The 21,714-nt window shown below is 72.0% G+C and carries 21 protein-coding genes; 10 read left to right on the top strand and 11 right to left on the bottom strand.

Annotation, left to right across the window (positions count from 1 at the left end):
- On the bottom strand, positions 1-1,442 hold a 1,442-nt coding region (locus ACFXAZ_RS06110), incomplete at its 3' end, for a BTAD domain-containing putative transcriptional regulator (RefSeq protein ID WP_384585759.1).
- A 296-nt stretch (positions 1,443-1,738) separates the two neighbouring features.
- Between ACFXAZ_RS06110 and ACFXAZ_RS06105 the strand changes: the two genes are divergently transcribed.
- Positions 1,739-2,536, top strand: coding sequence for a site-2 protease family protein (locus ACFXAZ_RS06105; protein WP_384585758.1), 798 nt, complete (start codon positions 1,739-1,741; stop codon positions 2,534-2,536).
- Here the strand turns inward: ACFXAZ_RS06105 and ACFXAZ_RS06100 are convergent.
- The 3 genes from ACFXAZ_RS06100 to ACFXAZ_RS06090 all read right to left on the bottom strand — a co-directional run bounded on the left by ACFXAZ_RS06100 (position 2,526) and on the right by ACFXAZ_RS06090 (position 4,716).
- Positions 2,526-2,714: a hypothetical protein gene (locus ACFXAZ_RS06100; protein ID WP_384585756.1), complete on the bottom strand. Its 189-nt coding sequence runs from the start codon at positions 2,712-2,714 to the stop codon at positions 2,526-2,528. The genes ACFXAZ_RS06105 and ACFXAZ_RS06100 overlap by 11 nt on opposite strands.
- Before the next feature lie 131 nt (positions 2,715-2,845).
- The gene (npdG, locus tag ACFXAZ_RS06095; RefSeq protein WP_384585754.1) at positions 2,846-3,568 is read right to left on the bottom strand and encodes an NADPH-dependent F420 reductase; all 723 of its coding nucleotides are present in this window, start codon (positions 3,566-3,568) and stop codon (positions 2,846-2,848) included.
- The gene (locus tag ACFXAZ_RS06090) at positions 3,565-4,716 is read right to left on the bottom strand and encodes an exo-alpha-sialidase (protein ID WP_384585752.1); all 1,152 of its coding nucleotides are present in this window, start codon (positions 4,714-4,716) and stop codon (positions 3,565-3,567) included. Before ACFXAZ_RS06090 ends, npdG begins: the two co-directional genes overlap by 4 nt.
- Before the next feature lie 196 nt (positions 4,717-4,912).
- Between ACFXAZ_RS06090 and ACFXAZ_RS06085 the strand changes: the two genes are divergently transcribed.
- Complete coding sequence (locus ACFXAZ_RS06085) at positions 4,913-5,515, top strand: hypothetical protein (RefSeq protein ID WP_384585750.1); 603 nt, start codon at positions 4,913-4,915, stop codon at positions 5,513-5,515.
- Between the two features lie 60 nt (positions 5,516-5,575).
- Positions 5,576-6,925: an MFS transporter gene (locus ACFXAZ_RS06080; RefSeq protein ID WP_384585748.1), complete on the top strand. Its 1,350-nt coding sequence runs from the start codon at positions 5,576-5,578 to the stop codon at positions 6,923-6,925.
- 107 nt (positions 6,926-7,032) lie between these two features.
- Here ACFXAZ_RS06080 and ACFXAZ_RS06075 read toward each other — a convergent pair whose 3' ends face one another.
- Positions 7,033-7,269 carry a hypothetical protein gene (locus ACFXAZ_RS06075; protein ID WP_384585746.1) on the bottom strand — a complete coding sequence of 79 codons (237 nt, stop codon included), beginning with the start codon at positions 7,267-7,269 and terminating at the stop codon, positions 7,033-7,035.
- Between the two features lie 58 nt (positions 7,270-7,327).
- Between ACFXAZ_RS06075 and map the strand changes: the two genes are divergently transcribed.
- Together map and ACFXAZ_RS06065 are read left to right on the top strand one after the other, a co-directional pair.
- Positions 7,328-8,185, top strand: coding sequence for a type I methionyl aminopeptidase (map, locus tag ACFXAZ_RS06070; RefSeq protein WP_384585744.1), 858 nt, complete (start codon positions 7,328-7,330; stop codon positions 8,183-8,185).
- 169 nt (positions 8,186-8,354) lie between these two features.
- Positions 8,355-9,002, top strand: a complete 648-nt coding sequence (locus ACFXAZ_RS06065; RefSeq protein ID WP_384585742.1) for a heme oxygenase (biliverdin-producing) — start codon at positions 8,355-8,357, stop codon at positions 9,000-9,002.
- Positions 9,003-9,016: 14 nt separating this feature from the next.
- On the opposite strand, the gene ACFXAZ_RS06060 is transcribed toward ACFXAZ_RS06065, so the two are convergent.
- The 4 genes from ACFXAZ_RS06060 to ACFXAZ_RS06045 all read right to left on the bottom strand — a co-directional run bounded on the left by ACFXAZ_RS06060 (position 9,017) and on the right by ACFXAZ_RS06045 (position 13,363).
- The gene (locus ACFXAZ_RS06060; RefSeq protein ID WP_384585740.1) at positions 9,017-9,661 is read right to left on the bottom strand and encodes a PhzF family phenazine biosynthesis protein; all 645 of its coding nucleotides are present in this window, start codon (positions 9,659-9,661) and stop codon (positions 9,017-9,019) included.
- A 398-nt stretch (positions 9,662-10,059) separates the two neighbouring features.
- On the bottom strand, positions 10,060-10,857 hold the full coding sequence (locus ACFXAZ_RS06055) for an alpha/beta fold hydrolase (RefSeq protein WP_384585738.1): 798 nt from the start codon (positions 10,855-10,857) through the stop codon (positions 10,060-10,062).
- Positions 10,858-10,968: 111 nt separating this feature from the next.
- Positions 10,969-12,267 (bottom strand): MFS transporter, encoded by a 1,299-nt coding sequence (locus ACFXAZ_RS06050; protein WP_384585736.1) that lies wholly within the window; start codon positions 12,265-12,267, stop codon positions 10,969-10,971.
- 37 nt (positions 12,268-12,304) lie between these two features.
- Positions 12,305-13,363 carry an NADH:flavin oxidoreductase/NADH oxidase gene (locus ACFXAZ_RS06045; RefSeq protein ID WP_384585777.1) on the bottom strand — a complete coding sequence of 353 codons (1,059 nt, stop codon included), beginning with the start codon at positions 13,361-13,363 and terminating at the stop codon, positions 12,305-12,307.
- Between the two features lie 151 nt (positions 13,364-13,514).
- On the opposite strand from ACFXAZ_RS06045, the gene ACFXAZ_RS06040 reads away from it, so the two are divergent.
- A complete protein-coding gene (locus ACFXAZ_RS06040; protein WP_384585735.1) occupies positions 13,515-14,165 on the top strand; it encodes a TetR-like C-terminal domain-containing protein in 651 nt (216 codons plus the stop codon).
- A gap of 93 nt (positions 14,166-14,258) precedes the next feature.
- Here ACFXAZ_RS06040 and ACFXAZ_RS06035 read toward each other — a convergent pair whose 3' ends face one another.
- Entirely contained in the window at positions 14,259-15,800 is a 1,542-nt protein-coding gene (locus ACFXAZ_RS06035; protein ID WP_384585734.1) for an HtaA domain-containing protein, read from the bottom strand.
- 78 nt (positions 15,801-15,878) lie between these two features.
- Positions 15,879-17,360: an HtaA domain-containing protein gene (locus ACFXAZ_RS06030; protein WP_384585732.1), complete on the bottom strand. Its 1,482-nt coding sequence runs from the start codon at positions 17,358-17,360 to the stop codon at positions 15,879-15,881.
- Between the two features lie 206 nt (positions 17,361-17,566).
- Between ACFXAZ_RS06030 and ACFXAZ_RS06025 the strand changes: the two genes are divergently transcribed.
- The 4 genes from ACFXAZ_RS06025 to ACFXAZ_RS06010 all read left to right on the top strand — a co-directional run.
- Positions 17,567-18,610: a hemin ABC transporter substrate-binding protein gene (locus tag ACFXAZ_RS06025; RefSeq protein ID WP_384585731.1), complete on the top strand. Its 1,044-nt coding sequence runs from the start codon at positions 17,567-17,569 to the stop codon at positions 18,608-18,610.
- Positions 18,607-19,713 (top strand): FecCD family ABC transporter permease, encoded by a 1,107-nt coding sequence (locus ACFXAZ_RS06020; RefSeq protein WP_384585730.1) that lies wholly within the window; start codon positions 18,607-18,609, stop codon positions 19,711-19,713. The genes ACFXAZ_RS06025 and ACFXAZ_RS06020 overlap by 4 nt, the downstream gene beginning before the upstream one ends.
- Positions 19,714-20,099: 386 nt before the next feature.
- Positions 20,100-20,918: a heme ABC transporter ATP-binding protein gene (locus ACFXAZ_RS06015; RefSeq protein ID WP_384585775.1), complete on the top strand. Its 819-nt coding sequence runs from the start codon at positions 20,100-20,102 to the stop codon at positions 20,916-20,918.
- A 161-nt stretch (positions 20,919-21,079) separates the two neighbouring features.
- Positions 21,080-21,714, top strand: a 635-nt coding sequence (locus tag ACFXAZ_RS06010; protein WP_384585729.1) for a cupredoxin domain-containing protein, incomplete at its 3' end; no start/stop codon positions are given.

The raw sequence follows: 21,714 nt of genomic DNA, 5'->3' as shown, positions 1-21,714 counted from the left end.
ATCTGGCGCGGGGTGAGCATCCGCAGCCGGGCCGCCGCCAGCTCGATGGCCAGCGGCAGTCCGTCCAGGCGGCGGCAGATCTCGGCGGCGGCCTCCGGGTCGTCCTCGGTCCGGAAGCCGGGGCGGGCGGCGGCGCCCCGGTCGGCGAGCAGCCGCAGCGCGAACGGCTCGGGCAGCGGTTCGACCGGGCGCAGCAGCTCCCCGGGGACGCCGAGCGGCTCCCGGCTGGTGGCCAGCACGGTCAGCCGGGGGCAGCGGGCCAGCAGCGCTTCCACGAGCCGGGCGGCGGCGTCGATCACGTGTTCGCAGTTGTCGAGGACGATCAGCATCCGGCGGGGCCCGCAGTACTCGACCAGCCGGTCCACCGGGCTGTCGTGCCGGTCGCCGACCGCGGCCCGTATCTCCTCGGCGCCGCCGCCGTAGAGCATGGTCTGGCGGGCGCCCAGCGCGGTGAGCACCGCCTCAGGCACGGCCGCCGGGTCGTCCACGGGCGCCAGCTCCGCCAGCCACACCCCGTCCGGGGCCGCGTCCCGTACGGTCTCGGCGGCCTCCTGCGACAGCCGGGTCTTGCCCGCGCCGCCGGGGCCGAGCAGGGTCACCAGCCGGGCGGTGGCCAGATCCCCGCGGATCGCCTCGATGTCGGGGGTCCGGCCCACGAACGACGTCAGCCGCTCCCGGAGATTGCCGGGCGGGCGGGCGGCGGCGGTGGGCGGCGGGGGTGGGTCGGCGCGCAGCAGTTCGGCGTGCAGCGCGCGCAGTTCCGGCCCCGGGTCGGAGCCGAGGCGCTCCGCGAGCAGCGTGCGTACGTCGTCGTAGGCGGCCAGTGCCTGGGCGGCGCGGCCGGTGTCGCGCAGGGCGCGCAGCCGCAGCGCCTGGAGCGGCTCGTCCAGTGGGTGGGCGTCGCACAGGGCGGTCAGCTCGGGCAGCGCCCGGTCGGCGGCGCCGAGCGCGAGAGCGGCGGTGAGCCGGGCGCGGCGGGCCTCCAGGTGCCGGGCCTCGCAGCGGGCGGCCTCGGCGGTGCGGTCGGGGAGGTCGGCGAGGGCGGGGCCCTGCCACAGGGCGAGGGCGTCGTCCAGGACGTCGGCGGCCTTGGCGGCGTCGCCGTCGGCCAGGGCGCGGCGGCCCTCTTCGGTGAGCCGCTCGAAGCGGTGCAGGTCGATGTCGTCGGGGGTGGCGGCGAGCCGGTAGCCGCCGTCGGCCGACTCCAGGGCGTTCGCGCCGAGCGTCCGGCGCAGGCGGCCGACCAGGGCCTGGACGGCGCCGGTCGCGTCCGCGGGTGGGTCGCCGTCCCACACCTGGTCGACCAGGTGGGTCACGGGGACGGTGCGGCCGGGGCGCAGCGCGAGTGCGGTCAGCAGCGCGCGGAGGCGTGCGCCGCCCAGGGGGATGGGTGATCCGTCGTCGCGGAAGGCTTGGGTGGGGCCGAGAATCCGATAGCGCACGGGGTCATTGTCGCCGGTTCGGGGGTTTCGGTGCGGGGGGTTGTCCTGCGGGTGCGGGCCGGTGGGGGCTGGTCGCGCAGTTCCCCGCGCCCCTTGGCGGCGTGGCGTGGTCGTTCGTCGTTCCTCACCGGCGAGGGCGCGGCTGCGGTGGTCTCGCGGGTGCGGGTGGTGGGGGCTGGTCGCGCCGTTCCCCGCGCCCCCAAGGGCACTGGGGTCCCGGTGGATTTCGGGAGCAGGCATGCTGGGGGAGGTCAGCTTCGCTCTGTCGCCCGATTCACAGCCCTGGAGTCCCCCGCATGCCCCTTGCCCTCAGCCGTGCCGAGCGGCGGATCAGTCCGGTGTTCCTTGGGATCGTCGCCGTCACGGCGGTCACCGGGTGGGCCACCTGGACGCGGTTCGCCGAGCAGCCGGGGATCGCCGTGTTCCTGTTCGTGACCGGGGCGTGGATCGTGTCGCTGTGTCTGCACGAGTACGCGCACGCCCGGACCGCGCTGCACAGCGGGGACATCTCGGTCGGCGCCAAGGGCTACCTCACGCTGAATCCGCTGAAGTACACGCACGCCCTGCTGAGCATCGTGCTGCCGGTGGTCTTCGTGATCCTGGGCGGGATCGGGCTCCCCGGCGGCGCGGTGTTCATCGAGCGGGGGCGGATCCGGGGGCGCTGGAGGCACAGTCTGATCTCGGCGGCCGGGCCGCTGACGAACGTACTGTTCGCGATCGTGTGCACGGCCCCGTTCTGGCTGGACGCGCTGTCGGGTGTGCCGGCCGACTTCCGGTACGCGCTGGCGTTCCTCGCGCTGCTCCAGGTCACCGCCGCCATCCTGAACTTCCTGCCGGTGCCGGGCCTGGACGGCTACGGCGTGATCGAGCCGTGGCTGTCGCACAGCGTCCGGCGTCAGGTGGAGCCGTTCGCGCCGTTCGGACTGCTGTTCGTGTTCGCGCTGCTGTGGGTGCCGTCGATCAACGGGGCGTTCTTCGACGCGATCGACGCCCTGCTGCGGGGGCTGGGGATCAGCGAGATCGAGAGCTACTGCGGGCGCGATCTGTATCAGTTCTGGCGGGAGTCGGACCCGTACTGCGGGCTCATCCGGTGACCGTCGGCCCGCGCCCGGCGGCCTTGCCGCGCTTGAGGTAGTACCACGCCATGTTGGACGACAGGCCCGCCAGCAGCACCCAGACGATCCCCAGCCAGCTGCCCTGGACGAAGGAGACGACGGCGGCGGCGACGGCGAGGACGCAGACGATCACGGCGTAGAGGGCCAGGCGGGACATGGGGTTCGGCTCCTGTCGGGGCGGGAGGGGTGCGGTGGGGGCGCGTCCGGGGGGACACGGGGCGCGGCGCCGGGTGCTGCGTCGGCGCGCTCCCCAGTGTCCCCCATCGACCGGCGGTGTCCCCCATCGGCTCAGATGTCGGTGACCCGGAGCCCGGCGTGGGCCTTGTAGCGGCGGTTGACCGAGATCAGATTCGCCACCAGCGATTCCACCTGGTGGGCGTTGCGCAGCCGTCCGGCGAAGATGCCGCGCATGCCGGGGATACGGCCGGCCAGCGCCTGGACGATCTCCACATCGGCGCGCTCCTCGCCGAGGACCATCACATCGGTGTCGATCCGGTCGATCTCGGGGTCTTCGAGCAGCACCGCCGAGAGGTGGTGGAAGGCGGCCGTGACCCGCGAGTCGGGCAGCAGCGCGGCGGCCTGCTGGGCGGCGCTGCCCTCCTCCGGCTTGAGCGCGTAGGCGCCCTGCTTGTCGAAGCCGAGCGGGTTGACACAGTCGACGACCAGCTTCCCGGCCAGCTCCGCGCGCAGCGACTCAAGCGTCTTGCCGTGGCCGTCCCACGGCACGGCGACGATCACGATGTCGCTGCGCCGGGCGGTCTCGGCGTTGTCGGCGCCCTCGACGCCGTTGCCCAGCTCGTCGGCGGCGGCGACGGCCCGCTCGGCGACCCGGGAGCCGATGATCACCTTCTGTCCGGCGCGGGCGAGCCGGTAGGCGAGGCCCTTGCCCTGCGGCCCGGTCCCGCCGAGCACCCCGACGACCAGCCCGGAGACATCGGGCAGGTCCCACGGGTCCTTGGCGGGGGCCTTCCGGGCGGCGGGATCGGTGGCGGCACTGTCGGTAGAGGTCATGGCCCGACTCTACGTCCGCCCCCGTCGTACCCACTGGTGAGGCGTGTCACGGACACCCGCCGGAAGGCGATCCGCTCGTACGCCCCGAAGTCCCCGGTCTCGTACAGCAGTCCGAGGGTCCGCGCGTCGACACGCGCCAGGTCGGAGTAGGCGGCGGGCAGTCCGTCGGCGGTGAACACCGGCTCCCAGGTGGTGCCGTGGTCGTAGGAGGCGCGGATGGTCAGCAGGGCCCGGAAGTCATGGAGCGCGGGGCCGGCGTAGAGCAGGACATCCGGGTCGCGCAGCTGGAGCACGCTGCCCTGGCAGACGGGGGCGATCAGCCCGGCCTGCGGGCGGAAGGGCAGGACGAGGGTCCGGCCGCCGTCCGTGGAGTGGGCGTCGGCGCGGGTGCCGGGCGAGCGGGAGTCGTTGCGGGCGTTGAAGTAGACGCGGCCGTCGGGGAGTTCGGCGGCCATCGTCTCGTTGACGTTGATGTATCCGTTGGTGTTCTGGTCGAGATAGCCGAGGTACCAGCTCTCGCCCCGGTCGTCGCTGAGCAGGCAGTGACCGCTGTTGTACTGCGGTTCCGTGCCGGTGCCGCCCGGCGCGGGCGGCAGGGTGTGGTTGCCGGGGACGACGACCCGGCCGCCGGTGAGCTGGATGCCGTGGCCGGGGGTGGTGGCGTACCAGCGCCAGCCGGGCTTCTTGACCTGCTTGGTGATGTCCCGGGCCGGGGACCAGGTGCGGCCGTCGTCGTCGCTGTGCCGCACCCAGATCCGGCGTCCGTCGGCCTCGGAGACCTGGCCGCGCAGGATCAGGTCCTCGGAGGCGGCGGCGGACGAGCGGACGTGCACCAGCAGGATCCGGCCGGTGTCCAGCACCACCGGCGCCGGGTTGCCCGCGAGTCCGGCCCCGTTGTCGGCGGCGACCTGGAGCGGGCCCCAGGTGCGACCGCCGTCGGTGGACCGCTTCAGGACGATGTCGATGTGCCCCCAGTCCTTCGAGGACTCGACCCGCCCCTCGCAGAAGGCGAGCAGCGTGCCGGACGCGGTGGTGACGAGCGCCGGGATGCGATAGCTGGCGTATCCCTCGCGCCCCGCGCGGAAGGGGACGGTCACCTCGGAGGTGGGGGTGGGGGAGGCGGCGGGGGTGGGTGTGGGGGTGGTCATGCGCGGCTCCTGGTCGAATGCGGAGGGCGGAGGGGGGACGACCGTCGGTATGGATGGATGGGGATCGGTCGGGATGGATGGATGGTGGCGGGGATCGGCTGCCAGGGCGGGCCATAGAGGGTGGATGTCCCCAGGAAGGGCGAATTCGGGGTGAACTCCGGGTCACGAGTGGCATGTTGCGGCAGTATGCGGGGCTATGGACGCCGTCAGGGTCGCGCTGCTGCGCGAAGTGCTCGCCGGGACCGAGTGGCTGGGGGCGACGCGCGGCTTCGCGGGCGCGTTGCGCGGATCGGTGGTGTCGCACGGGGGCGGGCTGCTGCTGGTGGGCACCCGGGAGTACGAGCCGTGGCATCTGGCGGCCCATCTGGTGGACGAGGCCGCCTGGTCCGGTACGCCGGAACTGGCCCCGACGCTCGTACGGCACGCCGCGCGTCCCTCGGACCCGGCGCACCTCGCGGTCGGCCTGGGCCGGATCGAGGCGGCCAGGCGCGGGGAGACGCTGCTGGTGGTGGCGCCGGAGCGGCCGGACGCCCCGCTCCTTGAGCGGGTGCACGACGCCCGGCGGGCCGGGGTGACGGTCCTGGCGCTGGGCTCCGGGGAGCGGGAGCTGTGCGGGATGGCCCATGAGGCGCTGACGGTTCCGGCGACCGGGGAACTGGACCTGGACACCGTCCAGCACCTGGTCAGCGCGGCGGCGGGCGAGAACTGCCTGCCCACCCCGCGCGGCCGGCGCCGGCTGCGGGACCGGGTGTCGAGGCTGGCGGACCATCTGACGGCACCGCCACCGGCCCGCTGGTGATCCACCCGACATCGAAAACCTGTTGCATTGTCCATTCACCGCCGGGGACGATGCCGGTTCGTGAGTGCTGAACATCCCCCGGCGGTGGACCGGTCCCCGGCCGCCGAACCCCCCTCCCGGCTGCGGGCCCTGCTCCCCGACCTCTCCCCCTGGCACTCCTCGGCGGACTTCCGGCGGCTGTGGCTCGCCGGACTGGTCACCAACTTCGGGTCCTTCCTGACCTTCGTCGCACTGCCCGTGCAGATCAAGGAGCTGACCGGATCGGCGGCTGCGGTGGGCGCGATCGGCGCGGTGGAGCTGGTGCCGCTGATCGTCTTCGGGCTGTACGGGGGTGCGCTCGCGGACGCGCTGGACAAGCGCAAGCTGATCGTGCGGACCGAGGTCGGACAGGGCGTGCTGGCGGGGCTGCTGCTGGTCAACGCGATGTTGCCGGAGCCGATGATCTGGCCGCTGTACGTGGTCGCCGCGCTGTCCGCGATGCTGGTCTCGGTGCAGCGCCCGGCGCTGGACTCGCTGTGGCCGAGGATCGTCCCCCATGAGCAGTTGCCGGCCGCCGCCTCACTGAACGCCCTGCGCTGGACCGTGGGCGGGGTCGCGGGCCCGGCGGTCGCCGGGGTGGTGGTGGCGTACGCGGGGCTGGGCTGGGCGTATGCGGCGGATCTGCTGACGTTCGCCGTGTCGCTGGTGCTGCTGTGGCGCATCGCCCCGTCCCCGGCCGGGCTGGAGGCCGTGAAGCCCTCGCTGACGGCGATCTGGGCGGGCGCCCGGTACGCGTGGAGCCGCAAGGAGCTGCTCGGCACGTATGCGGTGGACCTCGCGGCGATGTGTCTGGCGATGCCGCTGGCGGTGCTGCCGTTCCTCGCGGACGAGTTGGCGGCGCCGTGGTCGCTGGGGCTGATGTACGCGGCGATCCCGTTCGGGTCGATGCTGATCGGGCTGACCGGGGGCTGGACCTCGCGGATCCATCGGCACGGGCGGATGGTGGCGGTGTCGGCGGCGCTGTGGGGTGCGGCCATCGCGTGCGCGGGGCTGACCGGGAACGTCTGGCTGGTGCTGCTGTGTCTGACCGTGGCCGGGGCCTGTGACATGGTCAGCGGGATCTTCCGCTCGGCGATGTGGAACCAGACGATCCCCGATGAGCTGCGGGGGCGGCTGGCCGGGATCGAGCTGCTGTCGTACTCCGTCGGCCCTCAGCTCGGCCAGGTGCGCGCGGGTGGCGGCGCCGCCTGGCTGGGGGTGCGCGCGTCGGTGTGGTCCGGGGGTCTGCTCTGCGTGGGCGCGGTGGGGCTGCTGGCGCTGTGCCTCCCGAAGCTGATGACGTACGACGTCCGCACGAACCCGCATGCGCGGGCCTTGCGGGAACGGCGGGAGGGGATGGCCGGCGGGGCGACAGCGGAGGCGGCTGCCTAGCCGGGGGGGGACGGTCGGAGCGGGGGCGGGCGGCAACGCCCTGCTTCTTCGGGGGCGCGGGGAACTGCGCGACCAGCCTCCACCGAACCCGCACCCGCCCCCACACCTCAGTCCTCGTCCCGCTCCCCCGCACCCGTACCCGCGTCATGCCAGCGAGGATCCGTCTCCCATTCGAGGTTGCGTTCACGGGCGGAGTCCATCGCGTGCTCGGCCTCCTCGCGGCTGGCGTAGGGGCCGAAGCGGTCCTTGCCGGGGCACTCCGGCCCCTCCTCGACCTTCTTGTGCTCCAGGCAGTAGTACCACTCACCCGGCTTACCGACCGTGCGCTTCTTGAACAGGGCCATGAGCGGCTCCTTTCGCCTCTGACATGGTCCCCCATGCCCGCTGGTTAGACTCGCTGGCATGTCTGGCCAGTCGCTGCTCGTCCCAGGGGAGCTGTCTCCCACCCGTTCCGTACCCGGAAACATCCGGCGCCCGGAGTACGTCGGCAAGCCCGCGCCGACCCCGTACACCGGCCCCGAGGTGCAGACACCGGAGACCGTCGAGGCGATGCGGATCGCCGGCCGGATCGCCGCGCGGGCGATGGCGGAGGCGGCGAAGCTGATCGCGCCGGGAGTGACCACGGACGAGCTGGACAGGGTGGCGCACGACTACATGTGCGACCACGGGGCCTACCCCTCCACCCTCGGCTACCGCGGCTTCCCCAAGTCGCTGTGCACCTCGGTCAACGAGGTCATCTGCCACGGCATCCCGGACACGACCGTCCTGCACGACGGCGACATCGTGAACCTGGACGTGACGGCGTACATCGGTGGCGTGCACGGCGACAACAACGCCACGTACCTGGTCGGGGACGTGGACGAGGAGAGCCGGCTGCTGGTGGAGCGGACCCGGGAGTCGCTCGCCCGTGCGATCAAGGCGGTCAGGCCGGGGCGCCAGATCAACATCATCGGCCGGGTCATCGAGTCGTACGCCAAGCGCTTCGGGTACGGGGTGGTGCGGGACTTCACCGGGCACGGGATCAGTTCCGCCTTCCACAGCGGGCTGATCGTCCCGCACTACGACAGCCCGCACGCCACGACCGTGATCCAGCCAGGGATGACCTTCACCATCGAGCCGATGCTGACGCTCGGGACGCACGAGTACGACATGTGGGACGACGGCTGGACGGTCGTCACGAAGGACCGCAGGCGCACCGCGCAGTTCGAGCACACGCTGGTGGTGACGGACACGGGCGCGGAGATCCTCACGCTGCCGTAGCCGTACCGGTGCCCCGGCCCGCTCCCTGGCGGATTCGTTCCGTTCCAGGGGGCGGGCCTTTTGCGTTCCCCCGGAGTACTATTTTTACCGACAGGGCGTCGGCAAGTTTGCCGACAACCAGTCGGCAAGGCATTGACTTAGGTTAGCCTAACCATAGAGAATCGGACCCATGGACTCGTTCTCGACACTCATCCGCACCGCGTCCCACGAACAGCACGTGGAGGCGGAGAACTCGACCTTCATGAGCGATCTGCTCGGCGGCAGGCTCGGCGTGGACGCCTACGCGCGCTACACCGAACAACTGTGGTTCGTGTACGAGGCGCTGGAGACCGGCGCCGGACCGCTCGCGGCGGACCCGGTCGTGGGGCCCTTCATCCAGCCGGAGCTGTTCCGGCTGGCGTCACTGGAGCGGGACCTGGAGCATCTGCGCGGCCCGGACTGGCGTACGGGCGTGTCCGCGCTGCCCGCCACCCAGGAGTACGCGGACCGGGTGCGCGAGTGCGCGCAGAGCTGGCCCGGCGGCTATGTCGCCCACCACTACACCCGCTACCTCGGCGATCTGTCCGGCGGCCAGATCATCCGCGACAAGGCGGAGAAGACCTGGGGCTTCGCGCGCAAGGGCGACGGCGTGCGGTTCTATGTCTTCGAGGAGATCGGCAACCCGGCGGCGTTCAAGCGCGGTTACCGGGAGCTGCTGGACGCGGTGCAGGCCGACGATCTGGAGAAGCAGCGGATCGTGTCCGAGTGCAAGCGGGCGTTCGCGCTGAACACGGGCGTGTTCCGGGCGCTCGGCGAGGAGTTCCCGCTCACCGCGTGAGCGGTCCCCCTCACCTACCTCTCCAGCACCACCCGTCCCCCTATCTCCACCCACCCCTCGGGCTGCGGAGCCGTGAGGATCTGGGAGCCCGCGCCCTGAGTGATGTTCAGGGCGCGGCCCAGGCGGGCCGTGAGCTGGAGGGCCGCCGCCCCGGTGGCCTCGTCCTCCGCCACGCCGTCGTCCCGGCCCGGGAAGCCCCGCGCCCTGATCCGCCCGGCCGCCTCGTCCTCCCAGGCCCAGGCGTACAGCCACTCCCCCGGCGGGGGCACCCGTAGCGCGTCGACCTCGGCGGCGCTCGCACACTGCCGGAAGACCCGCGGCGCGGCCCACTCGGGCAGCGCCTCTATCCAGCTGAACTCCCCGTCCTGGCGGGCCCCGACGGCCCCGGCGGCCGTGACCAGCTCCGGCAGATCCGTCAGCCAGGCGGCCCCGACACACGCGTCCCCGGCGAAGGACAGCCGGGCGCCGGGGGCGTAGAGGTCCACGATCCCGCGCTCGGGGTCATCCACGAACACCGTCTCGCCGAAGCCGAGTTTGGCCGCCAGCTCCTGCCGGTCCCCCGGGTCCGGCAGGACGGATCCGTCCCTTACGACGCCCAGTTCACCGCCGAAGCCACCGTTCGCCGCGCAGAAGACGCGCAGCACGTCGTAGTCGGTCACCAGATCAGGAGCCGAACTCGGCGGTGCCCGTGCCACGGACGCCGGGCAGGGGCGTGCCCTCCGGGCGGGGGCCTTCGGCGGGGTCGACGGGGGTCATGGTGTCCTCTTTCCTCGCGTCAGCTCTTGCGCGACGGTGAGACGTACCCGGCCATCGAGCGGAGGCTGAAGCTGCCCGGCATACCGGGGTGGACGCCGACCCTGTACGGGATGACCTGCACGTTGATGTCCGGCTGTGCGGCATCCGCTCGGGTCGGCGTGGCGGTTCGGTCGCCGAGTCTCGCTCACCATGAGCCGGATCGCCAAGTCAGCCGTCCCACAGCAGCGGATGCTTGCTCTCGCTCAACCCCATGACCGGCGGCGGCGGCTGTGACCATCCGTCTGAAGGACCTGTGCCGTGCCTACTTGGCGCCCACCACGCCGGCCAGAAGCCGTGCCGTGCCTTCGGGTGCCTCCGCCTGGAAGTGGTGGCTGCCGAGGTCGATGAGCACGATGTCGAAACGGTCGCCGTAGCGCTCGATCGCTTCCTGATCCGTGAGGTCCCGTACCGCGAAGACGGTGATCGGCTGCTTCGTCTCGCGCAGCGCCGCGTCCATGTCCCAGTGCACCAGACCGATGATGGAATGCAGGCCGGCGGGCTGCCGCACCGCGACCATCTTCGCGAAGTAGGCATCCTTGAGGGCCTCGTCGGTCCCGGCGGGCGAACCTCCCTCGACCAGCCCCCGCACCGCTCCTTCGAAGTCCTGGCGGAAGAGGTTCTCCATCGCCTCGATCCGCTCCGCGCTCTGCGGGGGAAACAGGCCGAGGTAGTGCAGCGCGTCGAGGGCCACGATGTGCGACACCTTGTCGGGCAATCGCCGGCCGACCTCGACAGCGACCGCCCCGCCGAGAGAGTGCCCGGCGACCATGGCCGTGTCCACCGATTCCGCTTCCAGGACGGCGGCTACGTCGCGGCCGAATTCCTCGATCGTCCAGACGTTCCGCGTCGACCGCGATTCGCCGTGCTCGGGGAGGTCGACGGCTATGACGCGAACGTTGTCAGGCAGATGATCGGTGATCGCGTCGAAGTCGGTCCGATTGAGGCCCCATCCATGGATGAGCGCCAGCGTCGTTCCCGAGGCGGGGCCACTGACCGTGTACCTGATGGTCGTGTGGCCTTCCCGCTGCACCTCAAGATGCTTCCTTGCCCTGGTCGTCATGATTTCTCCTTTTCGAAGGTGGTGAAAAAACCGTGTGGGTTGGCATGTGGGTTGGCGTGTGGGTTCGCGTGTGGGTTGCCGTGTGGTTGGCGTGTGGGTATTGCTGGCGGCTCAACCGCACGGAGCCGTCTTCGCGGTGGTGGCCGAGTGGCGCTCCGCGCGTACCTGGTTCAGACGCAGTGCCAGGGCGGAGAAGGTGATCACCGCGATGGCGAGCGCGTAGATCTCCGCTGCCGTCCTCAGTCCGAAGTGGGTGACGGCGATTCCTCCGAGTACGGCGGGAACGCTGTTTCCCAGGTAGTTGATGACGTTCGCCAGGGCGAACACCGCGCCGCGCTCATGCGGCTCGGCGACGCGGGCCAAGGTCCCGAAGGTGGCCAGTACCGAGGCGCCGAAGCCGATACCGGAGATGACGGTGCCGACGGCGGCGAGCCAGGCAAGGCCCTGCGCCACTCCGAGGAGCGATATCAGCGTGCCGATCCCGAGCAGTGCGGCCGATGGGGCCAGCAGTGTGGAAGCCGGCCTGGAGCGGAGCAGGGTGATGGCGAGCGCTCCGGTGCCCGCCAGGAGCGTCACGACGACGCCGCCGATCAGATGACTGTCCAGCCCCAGCAACTGGGCCGCGACGGATGGGCCGAGGGAGAGGTACATACCGGCGAGAGCCCAGGCGGCGATTCCCGCGGGCACGAGCGGCACCAGGTCGGCGCGCAGATGGGCGGGCATCGCGACCCGCGGGCGCAAGGAGGCGATGGCACCCGGGCGGCGCGGCGAGGTCTCGGGGGTCCGCGCGGCCACCACCGCCGCCGCCGCCATTCCGGCGAGCAGCAGTGCGTAGACCAGCCGGGTCGGTGACGGGGCGAGTTCCACGAGCAGGCCGCTGCCCAGAGCACCGGCCGCGAGTCCGCTCAGGGGCGCGATGGAGGTGACGACCCCGGCCCGCCCGCGCACGGGTTCGAGGTCGACGAGCATGGCGCTCAGCGTCGTTGTCGCGGCCCCGGTCGCCATGCCCTGCAATACGCGGGCGGCGGACAGGACGTATACGTTCCCCGCGACCAGAAAGAGGACCAGCGCGACCACTTCCAGTGCGATCGCGGCAGCGAGGACCGGCCGACGGCCGAGATGGTCCGACAGCCCTCCCACGGTCAGCAGCGAGGCCAGCATGCCGAGGACATAGAGAGCGAAGACGACGGTCAGTGCCCACGCCGCGAAATGCCACTGCTCCTGATAGATCACATAGAGGGGGGACGGCGCGCTGGAAGCGGCCAGAAAGAGGATGAAGACCGCGGCTACGGCGGCAAAGGCGCCCTTGCCCGGCCTGCGGTGCGAAGCACCGGCGGATGTGTGCCCGGTCTTCGTACCGTCCGGCTTCCCGGTCCTAGGGCCCCCGGCAGCGCGATGTACGGATGTCATCGGATTCTCCCTTCACCTTCCGTCCGCGACTCTGCTCTCACAGGGCCCGGTAGTACTGATTCGGCCAGGACGAGGGGTCGTCGCGGCGGTGGCGGAGGACCAGGTACGGATCGCGCAGCAGTGCCCTCCCCATCAGCACCGCGTCCGCACGGCCACTCGCCACGACGTCGCCTGCCAGCGATAGATCGGCGATCTGCCCGACCGGGGCGACGGGGAGCCCCGACGCTGTCCTGAGCGTGTCGGCGAACTCGATGTGAACTCCTTCGCGGACCGGCGGGCGGGCCTGCGCGTCCTGGAGCAGCACACCGGAGGTGACGTCGAGGAGGTCGATACCGACGGCGGCCAGTTCCTTGGCGAAAACCGCCGCTTCGTCCATCGAGATGCCTCCTTCGACCCAGTCCGTGGCGGTGATCCGGACGAAGACCGGCTTCTCCGCCGGAAACGCCTGTCGAACGGCCTGGGCCACGCGCAGCGGAAATCGCATGCGGTTCTGGAGGGTTCCGCCGTATTCATCCGTCCGGTGATTGGACAGCGGAGAGAGGAACGCGTGGAGGATGTATCCGTGAGAGGCCTGGATTTCGACCACCTGGTACCCCGCGTGGTGCGCCATCGTGGCCGAGTGGGCGAAGTCCGCGACCGTCCGGTCGATGTCGGCGTGGCTCGCTTCCCGCGGAAGGCTCAGGTCACCGAAGGGGACCGTCGACGGCGCGATGGTGTCCCAACCGCCCTCACCCACGTGCACAGGGTCGTTCTGGCCCAGCCCGTGCCAGGGAAGCTTGTGCGACCCCTTCCGGCCCGCGGCCTGGAGCTGAATGGCAGGCACCGCACCCTGCCCGGAGATGAATGAGGTCAGGCGCCGGTGAGCGGCGGCCTGCTCTTCGTTCCAGAGTCCGAGGTCAGCAGCGGTGCATCGGTGGGACGGCCCGACGGCTGTGGCCTCGACCATGATCAGCCCCGCTCCGCCGACCGCTCGCGCCCCGTAGTGCACGAGGTGCCAGTCGGTCGGCTTGCCGTCGGCAGCGGCGGAGTACTGGGCCATCGGAGACATCCACACACGGTTGGCGACCGTGACGTCCCTCAGTCGCAGGGGGCTCATCTCGGGGCCCGCGAAGGGTGGACCGGACACAGGAGGACTCACTTCCTGAGGCACAAAACCTCGCAGTGATCATTGCGTTAACGGCTTGAGCCTAACACAAACGCAGCGAACGATGCGATAAAAAGGCAGTGACCAATGCAATACTGGTCACATGCCTGCTACGACGTCCCCCCGCCGCACCGAAAGTCGGCCCGGTGGCCGCTCTGCCCGGGTCCGGGCGGCCGTCCACCAGGCCGTCAAGGACCTGCTCACCGATGAGGCCGGTGAACTGACCATCCCGGTCGTGGCCTCGCGCGCCGGCGTGCACGCCACCACGGTCTATCGCCGCTGGGGCTCCATCGGCGAACTGCTCGCCGACGTCGCCACGAGCCGCTTCTCCGGCGACATCGTGGTACCGGACACCGGGACCCTCCGCGGCGACCTGGAGCGGTATGCGTCCGACCTGGCAAAAGACCTCTGCGACCCGGACACCCTCGCTCTGGTGCGAGCCACCATCGGCATCGGCGGAGAACAGGGTGCCGCCGCATGCCGCGGCGAACGCCAGCAGCAGCTCGAAGCCATCCTTGAACGCGAGCAGGCCAGAGGCCATGGGCACCCGACCCTGGAGCGCACCACGGACGCCATCCTCGCCCCCCTCTACTACCGGGCCGTCTTCACCAACGAGCCCCTCACCGCCGGGTGGGCATCCGGCCTTGTGTCCCACCTCCTGCCGGATGAGAGCGGCGCCGCCGAGGCACCTGCCTCCGCGTCCGGCACGAAGCGCGTCGGGGACTTGGCAGGGGAACAGACCGGCAAGGTGTAGCCACGGGGTACCCGTACGCCGCCTCCCGCACAAAAGAAGCGGACCGAGCCGGGCCGTGATGGCCAGGTTCGGTCCGCCTCCGGTACCGCTCGACTACGCCTGCGTACGGCGCCTGCGCATCGCCACGACCACTCCCGCGCCCGCCACGACGGTGAGCGCCGCCGCGGTGCCGAGGGCGGCGACCGGGACATCGGAGCCGGTGGCGGCCAGGCCGCCGCTGACGCCACCGGTGGTCGCGCCCGTGGTGCCGCCGCTTCCGCCCGTGCCGCCCGTGGAGCCTGTGCCGCCCGTGGAGCCGTCCGATCCGCCGTCGTCGCCGCCGTCGCCGCCGGGCAGTTCGGCGCCCTCGGTGAGGGCCACGGACAGGTCGACCGGGTCGAGTGCGGAGCCGGGGTCGTAGAAGTCGCTGAACGCCTCGGCGCCCTCGGTGGTGAGTTCGGCGGCGATGTCGTTCAGGGTGATGACGTCGTCCGTCGCGGCCAGGTCGGCCGACTTGGCGGTGAGGTCGGCGAGGACCACGTCCTCGGACTTCTGGCCCAGGCTGGTGACATCGGCGGTGAGTTCGCCGCTGCCGCCGTCCAGTGTGGCCCTGATGTCGCTGAGGGTCAGGTCGAGGCCGTACTCGGTGCCGTCCTGGTGGCCCTTGAAGTTGACCGCGCCCTGGAACTCGGCGGTGAGCGTGTCGGCTTCGGTGTCGTACGTGCCGGTCGCGTCCGGGAAGGTGAAGACTCCGTTGCCCGTGGCCTGCGAGGCCCCGCCGGACACCGTGATGTCACCCGCCGCGACGCCGTCCACGACATACGTACGGAAGGACTCCTTGATGCCCCAGGTCAAGGTGCCGTCGGCGAGGTCGCCCTGGGCGGGGGCCTCGGTCGGCCGCGTGGCGGTCGGACTCGGGCTCGGGGTGCCGGTGGGCGAGGACGTGGTGGTCGGCGACGGGGTCTTCGTGGGGGTCGGGGTACCGGTCGGGGTGCCGGTGGGAGTGCCGGTCGGGGTGCCGGTGGGCGTCCCGGTCGGGGTGGGTGTGCCGGTGGGGGTCGGGGTGCCGGTGGGCTTCGGCGTCTTGTCGACCACCGTCAGCGGGTCGCCCGCCGCGCCCGCGTAGCTCGGGCTGCCGAAGACGTCCGCGGCCCCCTGGGTGAGCACGGTCGCCATGTCCGCCATGGTCCGGGTGAGGGTGAACTCGGCCAGGGGTACGTCGTCCAGGGTGGCCCCGTCGCGGGTGACATCGGCGGTGACCTCACCCGCCGCGCTGTCGAACCGCACGTCGGACAGAGTGGTCTCGAAACCGTGCCGCACCGACTCGATCTTCAGGGTGCCCTCGAAGGCGACGTTCACGGCGTGCGTGGTGGAGTCGTAGGTGCCGGTGCCCCCGGTGAAGGTGAACACTCCGTTGTCGGCGGCCTGCGTGGCGCCGTCGGAGGCGGTGAAGGTGCCCGCCGCCGCATCGATCACGTAGTCGCGGTAGGACTCCTTGATGCCCCAGGTCAGCTCGTAGTTGCTGAGCGGGATCTCGGCCGCCGTGGCGGGTGTGGCGGCGGCCATGGCGAGGGCGGTGGTGCCCAGCGCGGCGGCCGTGGCGACGGTGGTGGCGAGGGCGGTGCTGCGGCGTCGGGGTCGGGGTCTGGTGGTCATGGGTGGTTCTCCTGGAGGGAAGTGGGTGTTCGGGGGGGGCGGGGGGGTGTTCGGGGGGGGGCGGGGGGTGCTCGGGGGTCAGTTCTCGTCCGTCGGCGCGGGGGGCGTCGTCGCCGCTGCCGCTGCCGTACGGGTGCGGCGCCTGCGTGTGACGTACGCGAGGGCCGCGGCGGCGAGCAGCAGCAGGGCCGCGGTGAGGGTGACGGGGAGGGTGGGGAAGCCGTTGCCGTCCTGGTCGGCGGCGACCGGCTCGGTGGCCGGGGTCGCCTTGTCGTCCGGCGTTGACGGCTGCGACGGCTGAGGGGTCGGGGTGGCGGAGCCGCCGAGGTCGGGCAGGGCGGGCAGTCGCGCGTCCTCGGTGAGGGCGATGGCCAGGGAGACGGGGTCCATGTCCGTGCCCTTCTGGTACATGCCGCCGAACGCCTTCGCGCCGGTCTCGGTGAGCTTGGCCGGGGCTTCGGTGAGGGCGACCAGGCCGTTCTCGGGCTTGAGGTCCTCGGCGGCGGCGGTGAAGGTGACCAGGGAGACGCTCTGGGCGGCGCCGTTCACCTGGGCGTGGAGCGTGCCCTTGCCGTCGGCGACGGTGAGGTGAAAACCGCTGAGCCGCAGATCGAGCCCGTGTTCACCGGTGAACCGCACCTCGCCTGTGAACTCGGCTTTCAGCTCTCCATCGGTGTACGTCCCTTCACCACCGGGGAAGCGGAACAGCGCGCCACCGTCCTGCGCGCCGGATGACAGCGTCCACTCGCCCTGGGCGATGTCCCCGGTGACGTACTCGCGGTAGGTGCGGCGCACACCCCAGTCGACGGCCCCGTCCTGGATCCGCTGTCCGGAGGCGGCGCCCTCGGCGCCCTCGGCGGCCGAGTCGCTCGCCTTCGGCGTCGGCGTCGGCGTCGGTGTCCGCGTCGGCTCCGGGTCCACCGCCGTGATGTCCGCCGACAGGCTCACCGGGTCCAGCGGGGTCCCGGCCGTGTAGTAACCGGCGAAGGACGCAGCGCCCTCGGCGGTGAGGGTGGCGGGGAGGTTGTTGAGGGTGACGGCCGTGCCGCCGCCCGTCATGTCGATCCCGCCCAGGGAGAGGGAGGCGAAGGGCACCTGACGGGACGTCGTGACCGCCCCGGTGCCCTTCGCCTTGCTGGTGACATCCACATAGAGCGTGCCGCCGCCGCCGGAGATCCGGACCGTGGGCCCACTGATCGTCATGTCCAGTTCGTACGCGCCGGAGTCGTCCCGGTGCCCGACGAACCGCACCCCGCCCGAGAAGGCGGCACTGAACGCGCCGGTGCCCGCGTCGTACGTACCGGCCGCCGAGTGGAACCGGAACTGGCTCGCGCCGACCGTGGCCGCGCCGCCGGTCAGGGTGTAACTGCCCTGGGCGATGGGCCCGGTGACATAGCTCTGGAAGGACGCCTTGACGCCCCAGTCCAGCCGTCCGCCCTGCACCGGGCCGCTCGCGGCCGACGCGGCACCGGCCGGGAGCAGCGCCCCCAGCACGGCGAGGCACAGCGCGGCGATCCAGCCGTACCGGCGCGACCGCACGGGCGGCGGGGGTGGGGACATGACGGACCTCCGACGGACGACAAGGGCGAACAAGGGCGAACAGGGGTGACTCGGGGCCACTCGGGTGGGACGACGAGGGCAACCCGAGGGAACGGTCGCAAGCGAAAAGAACCAGCCAGGGCCTGACCTGATCTAGCCAGCCAGGTAAGGCTAACCTAAACTCCATCGAGTGATTCCGGAAGGTCCGGTGCGGAGAGGAATGGGACGTGCGACCTTTGCGCACACGGCTGGCGGGAGTCCTGCTGGCGGTGTTCACCCTGACCACGGCGGGCTGTTCCGCTTCGACCGGATCCGGCGGCGGTACGGGTACGGACCCGGACTCGGCGGACCCGGCCCCGGCCGCCGCCGCGCAGGCCGCCGACCGGGTCGAGCCGCTCACCGGGACCCCGGCGCCGGACTTCCCGGTCACCGTCACCTCCGCGGACGGCGAACGGCTCACCCTGCGTGCGGCCGACCGGATCGTGCCGCTGTCCGGCTCGCTCAGCGAGATCGTGTTCAGCCTCGGGCTCGGCGAGCGGGTGGTCGCCCGGGACATCTCCACCACCTTCGAACAGGCCGCGGACCTGCCGCTGGTCACCCGCGCCCACGATGTCTCCGCCGAGGGCGTGCTCTCGCTCCGGCCGGACCTGGTGCTCGCCGAGACCACGACCGGCCCCGTCGAGTCGCTGGACCAGATCCGCGCGGCCGGGGTGCCGGTGCTGACCGTCGCCCCCGCCAAGGGCCTGGCCGATGTCGGCCCGCGCATCCAGGCGGTGGCCGGGGCGCTCGGCGTACCGTCCGCCGGTACGGAGCTGACCGAACGCTCCGAGCAGCGGATCACCGCCGTACGGGAGGACGTTCCGGAACAAGGGGAGGGGGAGGACAAGCCGCGGGTGGCGTTTCTCTATCTGCGCGGCTCGGCCTCCGTCTATCTGCTCGGCGGGGCGGACTCCGGCGCGGCCTCGCTGATCGAGGCGGCGGGCGGGGTGGACGCGGGGGCCGAATCGGGGCTCACCGCGGATTTCACGCCGCTCACCAGCGAGGCGCTGGTGAAGGCCGCGCCGGACGCGATTCTCGTCATGTCCAAGGGACTTGAGTCGGTCGGCGGCGTCGACGGGCTGGAGGAGATTCCGGGCATCGCGCAGACGCCCGCCGGTCTCGACCGGCGGATCGTGTCGGTCGAGGACGGGGTGCTGCTGAGCTACGGCCCGCGCACCGACCAGGTGCTGGCGACGGTCATCGAGCAGCTCTACCCGGGGGGTACCGAGTGACGGTCCTGGAGAAGACGGCGGAGGACGCCCCGGGCCGCACCGCCGCACCGCCGCCGAAGGCGACTCCCCGGTCCCGTCGTGGCCCGGCCTGGCTGCTGACCGCCGTACTGATCGCGGGCCTGCTGGTGCTGGTGCCGGTGGCGGCCGGTATCGGCGCCTACCCGGTCCCGGTCGGGGACGTCCTGGCCTCCGTCCAGCACAAGGTGGGGCTCGGCGGCCATGAGCTGGACCGGGTCGCGGAGTCGGTGCTGTGGAACGTACGGTTCCCGAGGATCGTGCTCGCGCTGCTGGTCGGCGGCTCGCTGGGCTGCGCGGGCGCGCTGATGCAGGGCGTGTTCGGCAACCCGCTCGCCGAGCCCGGCACCATCGGCGTCTCGCTCGGCGCGGCCGTCGGCGCGGTCGCCTGCATCGCGCTGGGCCTGAACTTCTTCGGCAACTGGACCCTCCCGGCGATGGCGTTCGTCGCCGGTCTGGCCACCGTCCTGCTGGTGTACGCGATGGCCCGCGCGGGCGGCCGTACGGAAGTGGTGACGCTGATCCTCACCGGGATCGCGGTGAACGCGTTCTGCGGGGCGCTGGTCGGTCTGTTCATCTTCCTCGCGGACACCGCCGCCGTGAACCAGATCACGTTCTGGCAGCTCGGCTCGCTCTCCCAGGCGACCTGGCCCAAGGTGCTGGCGGTGCTGCCGTGCGCGGCGCTCGGGCTGGCGCTGGCGCCGTTCTACTCGCGCCGCCTGGACCTGCTCGCGCTCGGCGACCGGCCCGCCCGGCATCTGGGGGTGGAGGTGGAGCGGCTGCGGATCGTGCTGATCCTGGTGGTCGCGCTGCTGACGGCCGCCGCCGTGAGCGTCTCCGGTGTCATCGGCTTCGTCGGTCTCGTCATCCCGCATCTGCTGCGGATGGCGGCCGGACCGGGCCATCGCTTCCTGGTGCCGGGCAGCGCGCTCGGCGGGGCGGTGGTGCTGCTCGGCGCCGATCTCGCGGCCCGCACGATGGCCGCCCCCGCCGAACTGCCGCTCGGGGTACTGACCGCACTGGTGGGCAGCCCCTTCTTCTTCTGGCTGCTACGCCGCACCCGCCGCAGGCAAGGAGGCTGGGCATGACCCCGACGACCGCCGACACCGATGGACCCGGGAAGACCCCGACCACCACCGACACCGATGAACCCGGGAAGACCCCGACCACCACCGACACCGATGAACCCGGCGGGACCGCCACCCCCGACCCTTCCGGCGAACCCGACGGCCCCCAAGGCCCCGCCGAATCCGCCGGCTCCCACGAGCCCGGCACGACCGCCACCGCCGACAGGCCCGACCGGGCCACGGACACCCATCACCCCGGCAAGACCGCTGCCCCCGACGACCCCGCCAAGACCGCTGGCGCCAACGGCCCCGACGAAACCGCTGACCCCGACCGCCCCGGCGAAACCGGCGGCACCGCCACCACCCCCACCCCACCCGAAAACCCACGCCGCCGCCCCCGCTTCCCCCTGAGGCTCCGCCCCCGCCCCACTCCCCCACCCCCGGCCGCACCCGGCGAGATCCTCGCCACCACCGAGGCCCTCTGCGTGCGCCTCGGTGACCGCGAGGTCCTCCAGGCCGTGGACGTCACCGTCCGCGCGGGCGAGGTGCTGGCGCTGGTCGGGCCCAACGGGGCGGGCAAGTCCACCCTGCTGGGCGCCCTGGCCGCCGATGTCCCGGCCGCCTCCGGTGTCGTACGGATCCATGGGCGCCCGGCGCCCGAGTGGTCCGCGCCCGAACTCGCGCTGCGCCGGGCGGTGCTGCCGCAGTCGGCGTCGCTCGCCTACCCCTTCACGGTCGAGGAGGTGGTCCGGATGGGCCGGGCGCCCTGGGCCGCGGTGGACCAGGACGACGACGACCCGGCGGTGGCGCGGGCGATGGCCGCGACCGAGGTGACCGCGTTCGCCGCACGGCCGTTCTCGGCGCTCAGCGGCGGCGAGCGGGCGCGGGTGGCGCTGGCCCGGGTGCTCGCGCAGCGGACGCCGCTGCTGCTGCTCGACGAACCGACGGCCGCCCTCGACCTCAAGCACCAGGAACTGGTGCTGCGGCTGTGCCGGGAGCGGGCGCGGGCCGGCGACGCGGTGGTGGTCGTCCTGCACGATCTGGGGCTCGCGGCGGCCTACGCGCACCGGGTGGCGGTCCTGCGCGCCGGTCGGGTGGCGGCGGACGGCCCGCCCGCGGAGATCTTCTCCGAGCGGCTGCTGTCCGAGGTGTACGACCAGCCGGTGGAGGTGCTCCCTCATCCGCGCACCGGAGCGGTCCTCGTGACCCCACGACGGGAGTCTTGACCGCCTCTTGACTCCCCCGTGGGGCCCGTTTTTACCCCCCTTGACCAGCCCATATGCCTACGCCGTCCATGAGAGCTGAATCACGGTACGACCGGGTATCAGATAGGTAAGGCTCCGATAAGTTAGGCCCGCCTAACTCCCGCCAGTTTGATGGAGCCTGTATGCGTGCCGCCGGACTCACGTTCGCCGTTACCGCCGCCGCCACCGTGGCCGCCCTGACCGCCGTCACCGGCTGCACCGAGAAGGGCGGTTCGGGCGACGGCGGCAATGTCATCAACGTGACCGCCACGGACGACGCGTGCGAGGTGTCCACGCACGAGGTCGCGGCCGGGCACATAGAGCTGGCCGTGGAGAACAAGGGCTCCAAGGTCAACGAGGTGTACATCCTCTTCCCCGACGACCGGGTGGTCACCGAGCGCGAGAACATCGGCCCCGGCACCACCCAGCGGGTCACCGCCGAGGTGAAGGCCGGTGAGTACCAGATCGCCTGCAAGCCCGGCATGAAGGGCGACGGCATCCGCCAGGACCTCACCGTCACCGGTGGCGCGGTCGCCGCGCGCGACCCGCGTCTGGACGCGGCGGTCGCCGCCTACCGGCTGTACGCCCAGACCCAGGCCGACGAGACCCTGCCGCTCGCGCAGACCTTCGCGGACGCGGTCAAGGCCGGGGACGTGGAGGCCGCGAAGACGGCGTACGCCACCTCCCGGATCGGCTGGGAGCGCACCGAGCCGGTCGCCCAGGAGAACGACCCGGAGCTGGTCACCGAGCTGGACAAGCAGTTCGCCGCGCTGAACAC

This window comes from Streptomyces sp. NPDC059477, assembly GCF_042749375.1.
Classification (GTDB): Bacteria; Actinomycetota; Actinomycetes; order Streptomycetales; family Streptomycetaceae; genus Streptomyces.
This window is presented reverse-complemented; position numbering and strand designations above follow the sequence as displayed.

What these genes read in the sequence shown, in the direction of transcription:
- ACFXAZ_RS06105 (WP_384585758.1), top strand. Translation starts at nt 1,739, where the DNA reads ATGCCCCTTGCCCTCAGCCGTGCCGAGCGGCGGATCAGTCCGGTGTTC.
- ACFXAZ_RS06030 (WP_384585732.1), bottom strand. Translation starts at nt 17,360, where the DNA reads ATGTCCCCACCCCCGCCGCCCGTGCGGTCGCGCCGGTACGGCTGGATC.
- ACFXAZ_RS06065 (WP_384585742.1), top strand. Translation starts at nt 8,355, where the DNA reads ATGGACTCGTTCTCGACACTCATCCGCACCGCGTCCCACGAACAGCAC.
- map (WP_384585744.1), top strand. Translation starts at nt 7,328, where the DNA reads ATGTCTGGCCAGTCGCTGCTCGTCCCAGGGGAGCTGTCTCCCACCCGT.
- ACFXAZ_RS06035 (WP_384585734.1), bottom strand. Translation starts at nt 15,800, where the DNA reads ATGACCACCAGACCCCGACCCCGACGCCGCAGCACCGCCCTCGCCACC.
- ACFXAZ_RS06055 (WP_384585738.1), bottom strand. Translation starts at nt 10,857, where the DNA reads ATGACGACCAGGGCAAGGAAGCATCTTGAGGTGCAGCGGGAAGGCCAC.
- npdG (WP_384585754.1), bottom strand. Translation starts at nt 3,568, where the DNA reads ATGACCTCTACCGACAGTGCCGCCACCGATCCCGCCGCCCGGAAGGCC.
- ACFXAZ_RS06050 (WP_384585736.1), bottom strand. Translation starts at nt 12,267, where the DNA reads ATGACATCCGTACATCGCGCTGCCGGGGGCCCTAGGACCGGGAAGCCG.
- ACFXAZ_RS06085 (WP_384585750.1), top strand. Translation starts at nt 4,913, where the DNA reads ATGGACGCCGTCAGGGTCGCGCTGCTGCGCGAAGTGCTCGCCGGGACC.
- ACFXAZ_RS06090 (WP_384585752.1), bottom strand. Translation starts at nt 4,716, where the DNA reads ATGACCACCCCCACACCCACCCCCGCCGCCTCCCCCACCCCCACCTCC.
- ACFXAZ_RS06075 (WP_384585746.1), bottom strand. Translation starts at nt 7,269, where the DNA reads ATGGCCCTGTTCAAGAAGCGCACGGTCGGTAAGCCGGGTGAGTGGTAC.
- ACFXAZ_RS06040 (WP_384585735.1), top strand. Translation starts at nt 13,515, where the DNA reads ATGCCTGCTACGACGTCCCCCCGCCGCACCGAAAGTCGGCCCGGTGGC.
- ACFXAZ_RS06100 (WP_384585756.1), bottom strand. Translation starts at nt 2,714, where the DNA reads ATGTCCCGCCTGGCCCTCTACGCCGTGATCGTCTGCGTCCTCGCCGTC.
- ACFXAZ_RS06045 (WP_384585777.1), bottom strand. Translation starts at nt 13,363, where the DNA reads ATGAGCCCCCTGCGACTGAGGGACGTCACGGTCGCCAACCGTGTGTGG.